Source organism: Saccharopolyspora thermophila, assembly GCF_014646075.1.
GTDB classification, from domain to species: domain Bacteria; phylum Actinomycetota; class Actinomycetes; order Mycobacteriales; family Pseudonocardiaceae; genus Saccharopolyspora; species Saccharopolyspora thermophila.
Genome location: NZ_BMMT01000004.1, coordinates 45,342 through 60,413, shown reverse-complemented (window position 1 = coordinate 60,413; position 15,072 = coordinate 45,342). Strand labels below are relative to the sequence as shown.

The window sequence follows — 15,072 nt, the reverse complement described above, 5'->3', positions numbered from 1 at the left end:
CCCGTCAGATGTGCGGCCGCGCTCCGACCGCGACCGCCGGTGCCGCTCGGACCAGCCCTCCACGCCCCTGGTTGTGGGATGCCTACGGCGAAGCAGGGCGTGAGCGGAACCCTAGGCACAACCGCGAGTCATGCTAACCGGGCACGCCGCATACCTGCACCCTCACGGCGACCTTCCGTCTCCCGGGGGAAAGAGCACCCAGATTCAGGCAAACGGGGAGGTTACCTGAGGGTAAGGTTTCGGGTTTGCTGTTGTGGCTGGTTTTGGCTGGGTGGGCCGCCTGGCGTTCGCGAAGCTGGCCGCTGTTAGCATGGACGACCGTGCCGTGCGGCATTCCGCAGTGGAGGAAGACCTGCCCCAGGCAGGGCCGACGAAAGCGCGGCACGACCCCATCGACCGACGAGGAAGAGGCGCGACAGTGGCCAACATCAAGTCCCAGATCAAGCGGATCAGGACCAACGAGAAGAACCGGCAGCGCAACAAGGCCGTGAAGTCCTCGATCAAGACCGCCATCCGCAAGTTCCGCGAGGCCGCTGACGCCGGCGACAAGGAAAGGGCCATCGAGCTGCAGCGCGCCGCCGCCCGGGCGCTGGACAAGGCCGCCAGCAAGGGCGTGATCCACAAGAACCAGGCCGCGAACAAGAAGTCCGCGCTGGCTCTGCGCGTCAACAAGCTCTGAGCCGACAGGTCAGGCAGGCCCTTTCCCGCTGCGGGGAAGGGCTTTCTGCTGTCCCAATTCAGCGGCCGTTGCGCAGGTCGACCAGGCGCAGGACGGTGCGCTCCAGGGCGTAGTTGGCGTCGGCAGCCATGCCCTTCACCCCGGCATTGACTTCGGCGACCGCCTGCAGTGCCTCGGCCAGGCTGGTGGCGTTCCACCCACGGGCCTGCGCCAGCGCCTTCTTGACCTTCCACGCGGGCATGCCCAGCTCACCGGCCAGCCGGAACGGGTCGTTGCGGCCACCTGCCGAGGCGACCCGCCCGATGGTGCGCACCGAGTCCGCGAGTGCGTCGGCGATCAGCACGTGCGGTACGCCGAGCTGCACCGCCCACCGCAGCGCCTCCAGCGCTCCCGCCCGGTCGCCGGTCACGGCCTTCTCCGCGACCGCGAAACCGGTGACCTCGGCACGCCCGCGGTGGTAGCGGCGCACCGCGGTCTCGTCGATCTTGCCGCCGGTGTCGGCGACCAGCTGCGTCGCCGCCGACGACAGCTCGCGCAGGTCCGAGCCGACCGTTTCGATCAGCGCGGCCACGCCCGACGGGTCCGCCTTGCCGCCGGCGCGGCGGATCTCGTCCCGGACGAACGCCTCGCGCTCGGCCGGTTTGGTGATCTTGTTGCACTCGGTGACCCGGGCGCCGAGCTTGCGCAACGCGCCGGGCAGTTCCTTGGCGTGCTTGGCCCGCCCGCCCCCACTGTGCACGACGACGAGCGTGACGCCCTCCGCCGGCTGGCGGGCGTGCGACAGCAGGGCCTCGGCGATCTCCTTGCCCGCGTCCTGCGCGGCCTCCACGACGATCACCCGCGCCTCGGCGAACAGCGACGGGCTGAGCAACTCCGCCAGCTCCGGCGGGGTGAGTTCGCTCACCCTCACCCGGCGTAACTCGGCGTTCGGATCGGCCGCCCGGGCGGCCCCGACCGCGGCCCGGACCGCGCGCTCCACCAGCAGTTCTTCGTCGCCGAGGACCAACTGCAGCGGATCGGGGACGACTGCCGGTGCGCTCATACAGGCATGGTCGCACGCACCTCCGACGTCCCGGCATCTGGATCGCGCTGGCCAGAACCTGGCACGGTCCACTAGCGTTGCCGGCACAACCGAATAGCTCATCCAGAGGGGCAGAGGGACCGGCCCGATGAAGCCCCGGCAACCGTTCGCCGGCGAATCGTGTTCTCACCGCGCGAGGTCACCGGCGAAAGCGGTGCCAATTCCGACCCGTCCGCGGGACAGATGAGGAGAGGACCTCGCGATGACTGCAGCTGCCCATGTCCGCGCCGGCGCGAACAAGGCGCTCGATCTCGGTAACGCCGTCGAACTGGTGTCCAAGGAAGAGGGGCACCGCCAGCCGCTGGCTCCTGAATTCGTCTCGCTCGAGGACTTCTCGCCGCTGGAAGTGGCCTACGAGTTCGGCCGGATCCGCCGTGAGGACATCGAGTCCGGCCCACGGTCGATCTGGCGCTACAAGCAGCTCCTGCCGGTCCCGTCCAACGTCGAGGAGCACCCCAACACCGAGCCGGGCTGTACCCGCCTGATCCGGGCCGACAAGCTCGCCAAGGCGCTGGGCGTGAAGCGGATCTGGATCAAGGACGACACCGGCAACCCCACCCACTCCTTCAAGGACCGTGTTGTCGCGGTGGCGCTGGCCGCCGCCCGCGAGTTCGGCTTCAAGGTGCTGGCGTGCCCGTCGACCGGCAACCTGGCCAACGCGGTCGCCGCGGCCGCGGCCCGCGCCGGGTGGGACTCGGTGGTGCTGGTGCCGAAGACACTGGAGCGGGCCAAGATCCTGATGAGCGCGGTCTACGACGGCTCGCTGCTGGCCGTGGACGGCAACTATGACGACGTGAACCGCCTGGCCACCGAGCTGGCCGCGGAGCACGAGGACTGGGCGTTCGTCAACGTCAACGTGCGCCCCTACTACTCGGAGGGCTCCAAGACCCTGGCCTTCGAGGTCGCCGAGCAGCTCGGCTGGCGCATCCCCGAGCAGATCGTGGTGCCGATCGCCTCCGGTTCGCAACTCACCAAGGTGTACAAGGGCTTCAACGAACTCGGCCAGGTTGGTCTGGTGGAGCCGAGCCCGGTGCGGATCTTCGGCGCCCAGGCATCCGGCTGCGCCCCGGTGTCCACCGCGTACAAGAACGGCCACGACGTGGTCCAGCCGGTGCGGCCGGACACCATCGCCCGGTCGCTGGCGATCGGCGCGCCCGCTGACGGCCCGTACGTGCTGGACATCGTCCGCAAGACCGGTGGCGCCATCGAGGACGTCAGCGATGACGAGATCCGCGAGGGCATCCGGCTGCTGGCGCGTACCGAGGGCATCTTCGCCGAGACCGCCGGTGGTGTCACCGTGGCGACCGCGAAGAAGCTCATCGAGACCGGCAAGATCGACCCGGACGCCGAGACGGTGCTGCTGATCACCGGCGACGGGCTGAAGACCCTGGACGCGGTCGAGGACCAGATCGGCCCGAAGGCCACGGTGGCGCCGACCACCGAGGCGGTCAACCAGGCCCTCGGCCTGTGATCCCCTGACCTGGTATCCGGCGGCGGCATCGCACTGCGGTGCCGCCGCCCGGTTTTCCGGGATGCCGTCACGCCGCGGCGCGGAGCGGATCGCCGCGTGCCGCGAAGCGGGGGCCCTGCGGCCCGGGCAGGATCGCGATATCTCCTTCCTGGTCGGTGCGCAGCACTCTCGCGCCGGCCCGGGTGAGCGCGTCGACCACGAACGGGCTGGGGTGCCCGTAGCTGTTGCCGTCGCCGACGCTGATCAACGCCAGTCGTGGGCTGACTGCGTGCAGGAAACGCGGTGTGGTGTACCGGGAACCGTGGTGCGGGACCTTGAGCACGTCGGCCCGCAGGTCCAGCCCTGACGACACCAGCCTGCCCTGCGCCGCCAGCTCGATATCGCCGGTGAGCAGGACCCGACCGGCGGGTGTGGTGGCCATCAGCACGACGGATGCGTCGTTGGCGTCGTCCTCGGACTGCGTTCTCGCCCAGACGTTGTCCGGCCCGAGCACGTCCAGCACGAGACCGGGCCAGCTCGCCCGCTGCCCGGCCAGCAGCGGCACCACCGGGACGCGGTGCGCGCGGGCGTCGCGGGCGACGTCGTCCATCGCCCACGCGGGCTCCCGCAGCGGACCGATTCCGACCGCACCGACGGGGATGTCCGCCAGCAGCACGGCGAGTCCGCTGATGTGGTCGGCATGCAGGTGGGTCAGAACCGCCAGCGGAACCCGCTCGATCCCCAGCCGCCGCAGGCATTGCGCCGCCCGGCGCGGCTCCGGTCCGGTGTCGACCACGACCGCCTCGCCCGGATGTCCGGTGGCCAGCACCAGGGCGTCGCCCTGGCCGACGTCGCACACCACCGCGCTCCAGCCCGGCACCGGCCAGCCCGGCAGCACTGCGCGCACCGGCACCAGCACGAAGGCCACCAGCAGCACGGCGATCACCAGCACCCAGCGAACCCGCTTGCCGCGCAAGGCGATCAGGCCGACGAGGACGGCCCCGGCGAGCAGCAACCCACCGACCGCGCCCGCGGGCCACTCGACGGCGGCACCGGGAATCGCCGCAGCCTGATCGGCCACGAGCAGGATCCACTCCACCTCGGGCGCGGCGAGCCGGACCCACAGCTCGGCCAGCCAGGTCGAAGCGGGCGCGGTGGCGGTGGCCAGCACCCCGAGCACCGTCGCGGGCGCCACCACCGGCCCGGCCAGCAGGTTTGCCAGCACCGCCACCAGGCTCACCTCGCCGGACAGCGCGGCGACCAGCGGAGCGGTGGCGACGTGGGCGGCCATCGGGACCGCGATCGCCTCCGCCGCACCGACGGGGACTCCCCTGACGTGAAACGCTGCGGACCAGCGCGGGGCGAGCAGCACCAGCCCCGCCGTGGCCGCCACCGACAGCGCGAAGCCGGGGCTGGTCGCCAGTTCCGGCAACACGAGCAGCAGTCCGATCACGCTCGCCGCCAGGACCGGCAACGCCGACCGCTGTCTGCCCAGCACCAGCGCGAGCAGCGCGACCGCACCCATCACCGCGGCGCGCAGCACGCTGGGTTCCGGTCCGGTGAGCAGCACGAACCCCACCAGCACCGCGCCCGCTCCGATCGCCGACACCCACGGCCCCACGCCGACGAGGTGCAACAACACCAGCACGGCCCCGCACACGATCGCCAGGTTGGCGCCGGACACCGCCGTCAGATGGGCCAGACCGGCGGTGTCGAAGTCCTGCTCCACCTCCGGCGGCAGTCCACTGGTGTCACCCACGACCAAGCCCGGCAGCAGCCCGGCGGCAGCCGGGCTCAGCACAGCGGCGGAGACCTCCCGCAACCCGGTGCGCAGGTCGTCCACCGCGTACCGCCACCCCGGCGCGGGAGTGATCTCACCCGGTGGCCGGAAGACCTGGAGTGCGGCGACCACGAGCTCCCCGTCACGGGGCGGGGCCGCCTTGCCGACGGCCGTGACTCGTTGCCCCGCAACGAGATCCCGCCACCCGTCGGTGGGCACCAGCAGCACGACCGAACCACCGGCCCGCAGCCGCCGCCCGCCGACGTCCACGGACTCGAGATCGGCGTGGACGACCGAGCGGTCCTGCACCCGCCGCGCCCCGAAGGCCGCCCCGCGCAACGGCCTTGGCGAACTGGTCAGCTCCACCTCGACCATCACGCGTTGGCCGTGCTCGGCGGCGATGCGCAGCGGGTGGTGCGCAACGCCGTGGCCGCGGACCGCGATGCCGGTCGCGGCAACCCCGCCCAGCAGCAGCACCCCCAGCACGCCCCGGGCCCACACCCGGAATCGCGCTGCCGACAGCACCACGGGCAGGGCGAGCACCGCGAGCGCTGCCACCGCAGCGGCGACCAGCCACCCGGCGAGCAGCCCCACCACGGTCACCGCCCACACCGCCAAGGCAGCAGGCACCAACCGCAGATCCAGCCCGGCGTTCATACCCGCACCAGCTCCCGCAGCCTGGCGAACCGCGCCTCACCGATCCCACCCACCTCGCGCAGCTGCTCCACGGACTCGAAGCGGCCATGTTCCGCGCGCCACCGGACGATCCGCCGGGCGGTGACCTCGCCGATTCCGGGCAGTTCATCGAGCTCATCCTCCGTTGCGGTGTTGAGATCAACCTTGCTGTCCCCTGCCTGGCCCGACTGGGCCTGCGGTGGCACCGGCACCCCGACGTGCAGCTGCTCGCCGTCGACCAGCCGCCGCGCCAGGTTGAGCCCGGACAGGTCGGCATCCGGCAGCGGACCACCGGCCGCCGCGACCGCGTCGGCGGCCCGGGCTCCCGGTGCGACGGTGACCAGTCCGGGTCGGTGCACCTTGCCCACGACGCTGACCACCAGCTCCGGCGGAGCCGTGGTCGTGGCCGGTGGGGGCGGTGGCAGGACGGGCGGAGGCGCGGGTTCGGCCGTCGGCCTCCCAGCCCACGCCAGCGCCAGCACCCCGAGCAGAACAGCCGAGGCCACCAATGCGAGCGCGAGCACCCCGGCCCGGCCGGGGTCCACTCTGGACCGCAACAACGGCTCTGGGAGCCACCTGGCGGCGAACTTGCCCAGCCGCGACCGCACAGCGGGATTCGGCGGCGCGACGGAGTAGTTCGGCCCGGCGCGCTCCTCGGGATCATCGCGCGCGGCGCTCCGGCGCAACATCCGCAGCCTGGTGCGCGGATCGAGTTCCTCGTCAAATTCATCTGCGTCAGCGCGGAAACCTCGGACGTCGAACATGCGCTCGACGGTAGAGCAACCGAAACACGTTGCGCAGCACCATTTTTCGAACCTGTGGACAAACCGGGCCACTGTGGATAACTTGTGTCCGGATTCAGCCGGATCGAATGAAATCCGTCCCTCGAAAGGTATTCAGTTCCGCGTGCGCCACCCGTCCGGAAGCACCACGACCCCCACTGCGCCCGGACCGATATGCGCCCCGATCACCGCCCCGACCTCCGAGACGACGCACTCGGCCGCGCTCCCGAGTTCCGCGCGCAACCGCCCCGCCAACTGCTCCGCCCGCTCCGGCGCGGCCAGGTGATGCACCGCGATCGAAGCGGTGCCCGAACCGGCCGCGGACGACGAGATCTCCAGCAGACGAGCCATGGCGCGGGTGGTCGTGCGCACCTTCTCGAGAGCGTCGATGCGTCCGTCGTGGACGTGCAGCAGCGGCTTGATCGCCAACGCCGTGCCGAGCACCGCCGCAGCCGTCCCGATCCGCCCACCCCGGCGCAGGTGCTCCAACGTCTGCACGGAGAACAACGTGGTGGTGCGGCCAGCGGTCAGCTCCGCGATGCGCTCCACCTCCGCCAGCCCGGCCCCCGCCTGCGCCGCCTCGGCGGCGGCGAGCACCGAAAAACCCAATCCCATTGCGGTGGAGCGGGAATCCACCACGCGGACGCGTTCGGCGTCCACCTCCCGCGCAGCCAGCCTCGCCGCGTCCCAGGTGCCCGAGAGCTGCCGGGACAGATGCACCGCGACCACCCCGTCCGCGCCCGCGTCCAACGCCGCCCGGTACGCCTTCGCCAACTCCTGCGGGGTCGCTCCGGACGTGGTCACCCGGTGCTTGCGGTCGAAGGCGCGCGCGAGGTCGGCAGGACCGAAATCGGACTCGGCGACCGGAGCGGCACCGTCCACGCTGACGTGCAGCGGCACGGTGCGGACCTGGAAGCGGTCGGCGTATCCCGCCGGCAGGTACGCCGTCGAGTCGGTGACGACTGCAATGGGCACGCCGCAACCCTACGACGTCACGCGCCGGGATGATCGGCGAGAGCGGTCAGTCGGCCACCCCGGCGTTGTAGGCCATCAGCCGCCAGCGGTGGTCGCCGCCGCCGCGGCGCTGCAACACCACCCAGTGGCAGTTGGCCACCCCGCCCAGGCCCGGCCACAGGTCGAGCGGCAGGCACAGCAGCTTCGCCGTCAACGCGGTGATCAGACCTCCGTGGGCGCACAGCAGCGCGGTGCCCTGGTGTTGGTGGTCCAGTTCCTCGACCACCTCGAAGGCGCGCTCGGAGACCTCCACCCGCGACTCGCCGCCCGGCGGAGCCCAGGTCGGGTTGGACCGCCACATGGTCATCGCGCCCGGCCAGCCGTGCTCGACCTCGGCTCCGCTCAGTCCCTGCCACTGCCCCAGGTGCGTCTCGCGCAGGCGCTTGTCCAAGCGCACCGCAGTCCCGCTGACCTCGGTGAACGCCGCCGCAGTCGAGCGCGCCCGGGTCAGGTCCGAGCTGACCGCGACCGCCGGTTCGAACCGTGCGATCGTCGGCGCGGCGCGCCGCGCCTGGAGCCGACCGGTCTCGGTCAGCGAACTGTCGAGGTGCCCCTGGATGCGGCCGGCGGCGTTGTAGTCGGTCTCGCCGTGCCGCCAGAGCACTAATCGGTCGAGGCTCACGCGTCAGCGTCCGGGGATTCGGTCCCGGCGGGGCCGTGGGCGTCCTCGAACTCGATCCGCGGGCAGTCCTTCCACAACCGTTCCAGCTGGTAGAAGGCGCGCTCCTCGGAGTGCTGGACGTGCACCACGAGGTCGACGAAGTCCAGCAGGACCCACCGGCCCTCGCGGGCGCCCTCGCGGCGCACGGGCTTGGTGCCGGCCGCGCGCAGCTTCTCCTCCACGGCGTCGACGATCGCCTCGACCTGCCGCTCGTTCGGCGCGGAGGCGATCATGAAGCAGTCGGTGATGACCAGCTGTTCGGACACGTCGAGCAGGACCACGTCGGTGGCCTTCTTGTCGGCCGCGGCCTGCGCGGCGATCAGGGCCAGCCGGCGGGCGTTCTCGGTGGCTGCCACGTCACTCCTCTCGGGCGGACCCGGGTGCGGTTCACGCCGGGTACGAGGATAGCCAGCCTCCACCCGACCAGCCCGAACCCGTCTCCACCAGCACCGGCCGCTACGGGCCCCACTCGGGGGTGACTTCCCGGTAGAGGCCGCGTTTGGTGATGTACTGGACGATTCCGTCGGGGACCAGGTACCAGACCGGCAGGCCCGCCCGGACGCGGTCCCGGCAGCCCGTGGAGGAGATCGCCATCGCCGGGATCTCCACCAGGGACACCGCACCGGCCGGCAGGTGGGCGCCGTTGAGCGAGTAGCCGGGCCGCGTCACCCCGATGAAGTGGGCCAGGTCGAACAGCTCGTCCACCCGGTGCCAGGACAGGATCTGCTCCAGCGCGTCGGCGCCCGTGATGAAGTACAGGTCCGCGTCCGGGTACTGCTCGCGCAGATCGGTCAGGGTGTCGGCCGTGTAGGTGGGGCCGCCGCGGTCGATGTCCACCCGGCTGACCAGGAACCGCGGGTTGGAGGCGGTGGCGATCACCGTCATCAGGTAGCGGTCCTCGGCGGGGCTGACCGCCTCGTGGCTCTTCTGCCACGGCTGCCCGGTGGGCACGAAGACCACCTGCTCCAGGCCGAACTGGGCCTGGACCTCGCTGGCGGCCACCAGGTGTCCGTGATGAATGGGATCAAAGGTGCCGCCCATGACCCCGATCCGACGCCGACGCGACATAGCTGACAAGCCTAGAAAGCCGCCTCCCCGCGGCGATCGCCGGGGAGCGGCGGACGTGTCGCGGATCGCATCCGGTGGACCGCTCGCGCGACTCTCGACGTCTTGCAGGCGCGCACGGGTGGGACACCCCCACCCGTGCGCGCCATGACGCAAAACCGGGGTCTCCGCGTCACTCCTCCGGCGCGATCACCTTCCCGCTCCCGGTCTCCTTGACCAGGATCGCCTCGACCGGGCAGGACTCGGCCGCGTCGACGACCTCGTCGGCCGGCTCCACCTCCGCCCGCTTCGCCCGCGAGTACCCGTCGACCAGCTCGAAGTGGTCCGGCGCGACGCCCGCACACATGCCCGACCCGATGCAGGTGCCCGCGTCGACCTCGACCGACCAGCTCATGCGCCACCTCTTCCCGTGATGAGCGAGATCACTTGACACCGTGCCACGACAGGACCATCCGCTGGGGTCCGCGGACGAGCATCCCCGCCTTCCAGACCACGTCCTCGGCCGAGGTGGCGAAGTCCAGCCCGGGCAGCCGGGTCAGCAGGGTCCGCAGCGCGACCTGCAGCTCCATCCGCGCCAGCTGCGCGCCGAGGCAGTGGTGCGGGCCGTGCCCGAAGCCGAGATGGGTGGCCTCGTTGCGGGTCAGGTCGAGCTGCTCGGGTTCGCTGAACACCGACTCGTCCCGGTTCGCCGCGGCGGCGCTGACCAGCACCGGCTCACCGGCACGGACCAGCACCCCGCCCAGCTCGACGTCCTCGGTCGCGTAGCGGGCGAAGGCCACGCCGGCGCCGAGCGGCACGTAGCGCATCAGCTCCTCGACCGCCGAGGGCACGAGGTCCAGGTCCGCGCGCAGCTGGGCGAGCTGGTCGGGGTGGGTCAGCAGCACGTAGACGAAGTTCGGAATCTGGCTGGCGGTGGTCTCGTGCCCGGCGACGAGGATCCCGGCCGCCAGCCGGACCATCTCGTCCTCGGTGAGCCGGTCCTGCTCATCGCGGGCCGCGATCAGGCCGGTGATCAGGTCGTCGGCCGGGGCCTTCCGACGTTCGGCGATCAGCCCCGCCATGTAGTCCAGCATCCGCTCGATGTAGTCGTCGATCTGCTCCGGCGTCAGCTTGGTGGTGGACAGGAAGGCGTCCGACCACTTCCGGAAGTCGGCGCGGTCGTCGTAGGGCACGCCGAGCAGTTCGCAGATGACCGTGATCGGCAGCGGCAGGGCGAACTCCTCAACCAGATCGAACGGTTCGCCGCGAGCCACGATCGCGTCGACCAGGCCGTCGGCGATCTCCTGGGTGCGGGGCCGCAACTGCTCGACGCGGCGCGAGGTGAACGCCTTCGCGACCAGCTTGCGCAGCCGCGTGTGGTCCGGTGGATCCATGGCCAGCAGTCCCTCGTCGGTGCGCCGGGGACGCAGGCGCGGTTCGTCCCGCCCCACGGCGGCCGCCCGGCTGAAGCGGGGATCGCCAAGCACGATCCTGACGTCGGCGTAGCGGGTCGCCAGCCACGACTCCTCACCGTAGGGCAACCGGATTCTGGTCAGCGGTTCCTGCTTGCGCAGGTGCGCGTAGAGGGGGTCGAGGTTCAGCCGGTCGGGTTCGCTGAACGGGTAGGTCCTCGGCTCCGTGGTGGTCATGCACAGCTCCCGGTGACTTGATGTAAGCAGTCGCTTACAACATCACCGTACGCGCCCCCGCAGACGCGCGCACGCCACCGTCACGTTTCGCCCGGAAGGTCCGTTCGCTCCAGCAGCACGGAAATCGCCCGCACCACGTGACTCGTCAGCGTCTCCGGATCGGCCTCCGCCAACGGCGACTTGCCCAGCACCGACCGGACCATGCCGATGCCGAAAAACCACGCCAGGACCAGATCGGCGCGCAGCTCGGCGTCCGCTGCGTCGCTGAGCTCCGCGAGCCGGGCGGTGTAGCGCGCCCCCAGTTCGGTGCGCAGGACGTGCGCGGCGCGCTCGTCGCTGTAGGACCGCAGCATCGCCGCTATCGGGTGCTCCTGCCCGCTGCGCAGCTCGGGGGACAGAAGGTTGTCGAGGATCCGCCGGGGCAACTGCTCGAGCGGCTGCTCGTCGAGCACTCGGCTGCTGTTGTGGCTCAGGACCGCTGCGAACAGCTCCTGCTTGGATCCGAAGTACCGGAACAGCAGGGCCTGGTTGACCCCTGCCCTCGCCGCCACGTCGCGCACCGTGGTCGCGGTGAAGCCGCGTTCGGCGAACAACTCCGACGCGGCCTGCAACAGCGCTTCCTTGGTGGCAGCCGAGTCCCTCCTGCGGCGCGGCGCCTGCGGCAACTCAGCTCCCCGGGCAGGAACCGGGAGTGGCCGGGGCGCTGCCCGGCCGCACGTGCCCGTCGCCGAAGGCCAGCCACTTCGTGGAGGTCAGCTCGGGCAGCCCCATCGGGCCCCGGGCGTGCAGCTTCTGCGTGGAGATGCCGATCTCCGCGCCCATCCCGAACTCGCCGCCGTCGGTGAACGCCGTTGAGGCGTTGACCATCACCGCCGCGGCGTCCACCCGTGCGGTGAACTGGCGGGCGGCGCGCACGTCGCTGGTCACGATCGCCTCCGTGTGCCCCGAGCCGTGGGTGCGGATGTGCTCGACGGCGTCGGTCAGCGAATCCACCACCGCCGCGGCGATGTCCAGCGACAGGTACTCGGTCCCCCAGTCCTCCTCGGTCGCCGCGACCACGTTGGAGCCGCCCACGGCCACGACCCGCTCGTCGCCGTGCACGGTCACGCCCGCGTTCTGCAGCTCGGCCAGCGCGCGCGGCAGGAACTCCCCGGCGATGTCCTTGTGCACCAGGAGGGTTTCCGCCGCGTTGCACACGCTGGGGCGACGCGCCTTGGAGTTGAGCAGGATGCGCAGTGCGGTGTCGATGTCCGCGGCGGCGTCGACGTAGACGTGGCAGTTGCCGACGCCGGTCTCGATGGCCGGGACCGTCGCCTGCTCCACGACCGCCGAGATCAGCCCCGCCCCGCCGCGCGGGATCACGACGTCCACCAGCCCACGCGCGGTGATCAGGTGCTGCACGGAGGCCCGGTCGTGGCACGGCAGGAGCTGCACGGCGTCGGCTGGGAGGCCGCGCTCGCGCACCACGTCGGCGAGGATCTCGACCAGCGCGGTGTTGGAGTTCTCGGCCGACGACGAACCCCGCAGCAGCACGGCGTTGCCCGCCTTGAGCGTCAGGCCCGCGGCGTCGACCGTGACGTTGGGACGCCCCTCGTAGACGATGCCCACCACGCCCAGCGGCACCCGCACCTGCTGGAGCTGGAGCCCGTTCGGCAGTACGCTGCCGCGCACCACCTCGCCCACCGGATCCGGCAGCCCGGCCACCGTGCGCAGGCCGTCGGCCATCGCGTCGATGCGCGGCTCGCTCAGCGCCAGCCGGTCGATCAGCGCCTCCGACATGCCCGCCTCGCGGGCCGCCTCGACGTCGCGCTCGTTGGCGGCGAGGATCTCCGCGGAACGCCGCACCAGCGCGTCCGCCATGGCGTGCAGCAACGCATCCTTGGTTCCCCGGTTGGCCAGCGCCAGCTCGGCCGCTGCCCGCCTGGCCCGCCGCGCCGCGTCGCGAACCTGCTCGCGCAGCTCGTCGCCGGACACCTTGCTCGTGGTCGTGGACTCGGTGGTGGTCACCAGTTCAGAGTAGTCGGTTCCTGCAGCCCGCCGACACGGGATTCGCGGCCCGTCCCGCCACCCGGACCGGCCCGCCCAGAGGGCCCCGGACGAGGGCGAACAGCGGCATCCGGTAGGAATCGGGAGATGGACGAACACGCGCTGCGCGAACTCGCCGACGACCGTCTCCGCGCGTTGGCGGGCCCGGACGCCTCGCTGCGCGAGGACCAGTGGAACGCAATCCGCGCGCTGGTGCTGCAACGCCGCCGGGTGCTGGTCGTGCAGCGCACCGGGTGGGGCAAGTCCGCCGTCTACTTCATCGCCACCGCGCTGCTGCGGGAACTCGGCGAAGGCCCCACGGTGATCATCTCGCCGCTGCTGGCGCTCATGCGCAACCAGGTCGACGCGGCCGCGGCCGCGGGCGTGCACGCGGCGACGATCAACTCCGCGAACCCGGACGAGTGGGCCGGCATCGAGGAGCAGGTCGCCGCCGGTGAGGTGGACGTGCTGCTGGTCAGCCCGGAACGACTGAACAACCCCGACTTCCGGGACACGATCCTGCCCGAGCTCACGCGCAGCGCCGGGATGCTCGTGGTGGACGAGGCGCACTGCATCTCGGACTGGGGCCACGACTTCCGCCCCGACTACCGGCGGCTGCGGACGCTGCTCACCGAACTTCCCGAGGGCGTGCCGGTGCTGGCGACCACGGCCACCGCCAACGACCGTGTGGTGCAGGACGTCGCCGACCAGCTCGGCGTGGGCGGTCAGCACACCGACCCGCAGGCGACGCTGGTGCTGCGGGGCAGCCTGGACCGGGAGAGCCTGCGGCTCGGCGTGGTGCGGCTGCCCACGGCGCAGGCCCGCCTGGGGTGGCTGGCCAGTCACCTGGCGGAGCTGCCGGGGTCCGGGATCATCTACACGCTCACCGTGGCCGCGACCGAGGAGGTCTCGGCGTACCTGCGGGAGCGGGGCTTCCAGGTGGCCTCCTACTCGGGCCGCACCGACCCGGCCGAGCGACAGCAGGCGGAGTCGGACCTGCTGAACAACCGCGTGAAGGCACTGGTGGCCACCTCCGCGCTGGGCATGGGCTTCGACAAACCCGACCTGGGGTTCGTCGTCCACCTCGGGGCACCGTCCTCGCCGATCGCCTACTACCAGCAGATCGGCCGGGCCGGACGCGGCGTGCAGCGCGCTGAGGTACTGCTGCTGCCCGGCCCGGAGGACCGCGACATCTGGAACTACTTCGCGTCCCTGGCCTTCCCGCCGGAACCCGTGGTGCGCGCGGTCCTCGACGCTCTCGCCCGCGAGGGCCGGATGTCCACGGCGGCGCTGGAACCGCACGTGGACCTGGGGCGGTCCCGGCTGGAGATGGTCCTCAAGGTGCTCGACGTCGACGGTGCCGTGCGCCGCGTCAAGGGCGGCTGGGAGGCCACCGGCGAGCCGTGGCACTACGACGCCGAGCGCTACCAGCGCATCGCCGCGGAGCGCCGGGCCGAGCAGCAGGCCATGGTTGACTACCTTGGCACCGCCGGGTGTCGCATGGAGTTCCTGCGCCGCCAGCTCGACGACCCGTACGCCGAACCGTGCGGGCGCTGCGACAACTGCACGGGCGTGCGGTACTCCGGTGAGGTCGACCCGGAAGCGGTGCGGCAGGCCGAGGAACGGCTGCGGCGGCCGGGGATCGAGGTGTCCCCGCGCACGATGTGGCCAAGTGGCATGGCCGCCCTCGGAGTGCCGGTATCGGGCAGGATCCCGGCTGCCGAGCAGGCCGTGGAAGGTCGCGCGATCGGGCGGCTGACCGACATCGGCTGGGGCAACCGGCTGCGCGAACTGCTCGGCGGGACAGCCCCCGACCAGGACCTGCCCGACGACCTGTTCCAGGCGGCGATCAAGGTGCTGGCCGCGTGGGACTGGCAGCAGCGGCCGGTCGGCGTGGTGGCGGTTGGCTCACGCACCCGACCGCAGCTGGTCCGCAGCCTGGCCCGACGGATCGCCGAGATCGGCCGGTTGCCGCTGCTGGGCGAGGTGGCGACCAACTCGGACACCACATCGCGGCGGGCCACCAACAGCGCCCAGCGGGTCGCGTCACTGTGGCCGCGGTTCGAGGTGACCGACGACCTCGCCGCGATGCTGGCCGCATTGGACGGGCCGGTGCTGCTGATGGACGACTACGCCGACACGGGCTGGACGATCACGGTGGTCAGCCGCCTGCTGCGACGGGCGGGCGCCCCCGCGGTGCTGCCGTTCACGCTCGCCACGACCGCTTGATCA

Annotated in this window: 14 protein-coding genes and 1 riboswitch; of the genes, 3 read left to right on the top strand and 11 right to left on the bottom strand. The window is 71.7% G+C overall.

The window, feature by feature from the left end; all coding sequences use genetic code 11:
* The first annotated feature begins 418 nt into the window (after positions 1–418).
* The gene (gene rpsT / locus IEY17_RS08015; protein ID WP_188986682.1) at positions 419–679 is read left to right on the top strand and encodes a 30S ribosomal protein S20; all 261 of its coding nucleotides are present in this window, start codon (positions 419–421) and stop codon (positions 677–679) included.
* 58 nt (positions 680–737) lie between these two features.
* Here the strand turns inward: rpsT and holA are convergent, their stop codons facing one another.
* Positions 738–1,721: a DNA polymerase III subunit delta gene (gene holA / locus IEY17_RS08010; RefSeq protein WP_188986681.1), complete on the bottom strand. Its 984-nt coding sequence runs from the start codon at positions 1,719–1,721 to the stop codon at positions 738–740.
* A gap of 95 nt (positions 1,722–1,816) precedes the next feature.
* Positions 1,817–1,950, top strand: a riboswitch (SAM riboswitch).
* Between the two features lie 12 nt (positions 1,951–1,962).
* On the opposite strand from holA, the gene thrC reads away from it, so the two are divergent.
* Positions 1,963–3,231, top strand: a complete 1,269-nt coding sequence (thrC, locus tag IEY17_RS08005) for a threonine synthase (RefSeq protein WP_188986680.1) — start codon at positions 1,963–1,965, stop codon at positions 3,229–3,231.
* A gap of 67 nt (positions 3,232–3,298) precedes the next feature.
* Here thrC and IEY17_RS08000 read toward each other — a convergent pair whose 3' ends face one another.
* The 10 genes from IEY17_RS08000 to IEY17_RS07955 form a co-directional block, all read right to left on the bottom strand.
* Positions 3,299–5,647 carry a ComEC/Rec2 family competence protein gene (locus tag IEY17_RS08000; protein ID WP_188986679.1) on the bottom strand — a complete coding sequence of 783 codons (2,349 nt, stop codon included), beginning with the start codon at positions 5,645–5,647 and terminating at the stop codon, positions 3,299–3,301.
* Positions 5,644–6,429: a ComEA family DNA-binding protein gene (locus tag IEY17_RS07995; RefSeq protein WP_229679935.1), complete on the bottom strand. Its 786-nt coding sequence runs from the start codon at positions 6,427–6,429 to the stop codon at positions 5,644–5,646. Before IEY17_RS07995 ends, IEY17_RS08000 begins: the two co-directional genes overlap by 4 nt.
* A gap of 132 nt (positions 6,430–6,561) precedes the next feature.
* Complete coding sequence (locus IEY17_RS07990; protein WP_188986678.1) at positions 6,562–7,422, bottom strand: DegV family protein; 861 nt, start codon at positions 7,420–7,422, stop codon at positions 6,562–6,564.
* A 46-nt stretch (positions 7,423–7,468) separates the two neighbouring features.
* Positions 7,469–8,083 (bottom strand): histidine phosphatase family protein, encoded by a 615-nt coding sequence (locus tag IEY17_RS07985; RefSeq protein WP_188986677.1) that lies wholly within the window; start codon positions 8,081–8,083, stop codon positions 7,469–7,471.
* Positions 8,080–8,478, bottom strand: coding sequence for a ribosome silencing factor (rsfS, locus tag IEY17_RS07980; RefSeq protein ID WP_188986676.1), 399 nt, complete (start codon positions 8,476–8,478; stop codon positions 8,080–8,082). The genes IEY17_RS07985 and rsfS overlap by 4 nt, the downstream gene beginning before the upstream one ends.
* A gap of 100 nt (positions 8,479–8,578) precedes the next feature.
* The gene (gene nadD / locus IEY17_RS07975) at positions 8,579–9,190 is read right to left on the bottom strand and encodes a nicotinate-nucleotide adenylyltransferase (protein WP_188986675.1); all 612 of its coding nucleotides are present in this window, start codon (positions 9,188–9,190) and stop codon (positions 8,579–8,581) included.
* A 169-nt stretch (positions 9,191–9,359) separates the two neighbouring features.
* Positions 9,360–9,581, bottom strand: coding sequence for a ferredoxin (locus IEY17_RS07970; protein WP_188986674.1), 222 nt, complete (start codon positions 9,579–9,581; stop codon positions 9,360–9,362).
* 28 nt (positions 9,582–9,609) lie between these two features.
* A complete protein-coding gene (locus tag IEY17_RS07965; protein WP_188986673.1) occupies positions 9,610–10,815 on the bottom strand; it encodes a cytochrome P450 in 1,206 nt (401 codons plus the stop codon).
* Positions 10,816–10,895: 80 nt separating this feature from the next.
* A complete protein-coding gene (locus IEY17_RS07960) occupies positions 10,896–11,480 on the bottom strand; it encodes a TetR/AcrR family transcriptional regulator (RefSeq protein ID WP_188986672.1) in 585 nt (194 codons plus the stop codon).
* A 1-nt stretch (position 11,481) separates the two neighbouring features.
* A complete protein-coding gene (locus IEY17_RS07955) occupies positions 11,482–12,822 on the bottom strand; it encodes a glutamate-5-semialdehyde dehydrogenase (protein WP_188986671.1) in 1,341 nt (446 codons plus the stop codon).
* A gap of 126 nt (positions 12,823–12,948) precedes the next feature.
* Between IEY17_RS07955 and IEY17_RS07950 the strand changes: the two genes are divergently transcribed.
* Complete coding sequence (locus tag IEY17_RS07950; RefSeq protein ID WP_188986670.1) at positions 12,949–15,069, top strand: RecQ family ATP-dependent DNA helicase; 2,121 nt, start codon at positions 12,949–12,951, stop codon at positions 15,067–15,069.
* Positions 15,070–15,072: the final 3 nt, after the last annotated feature.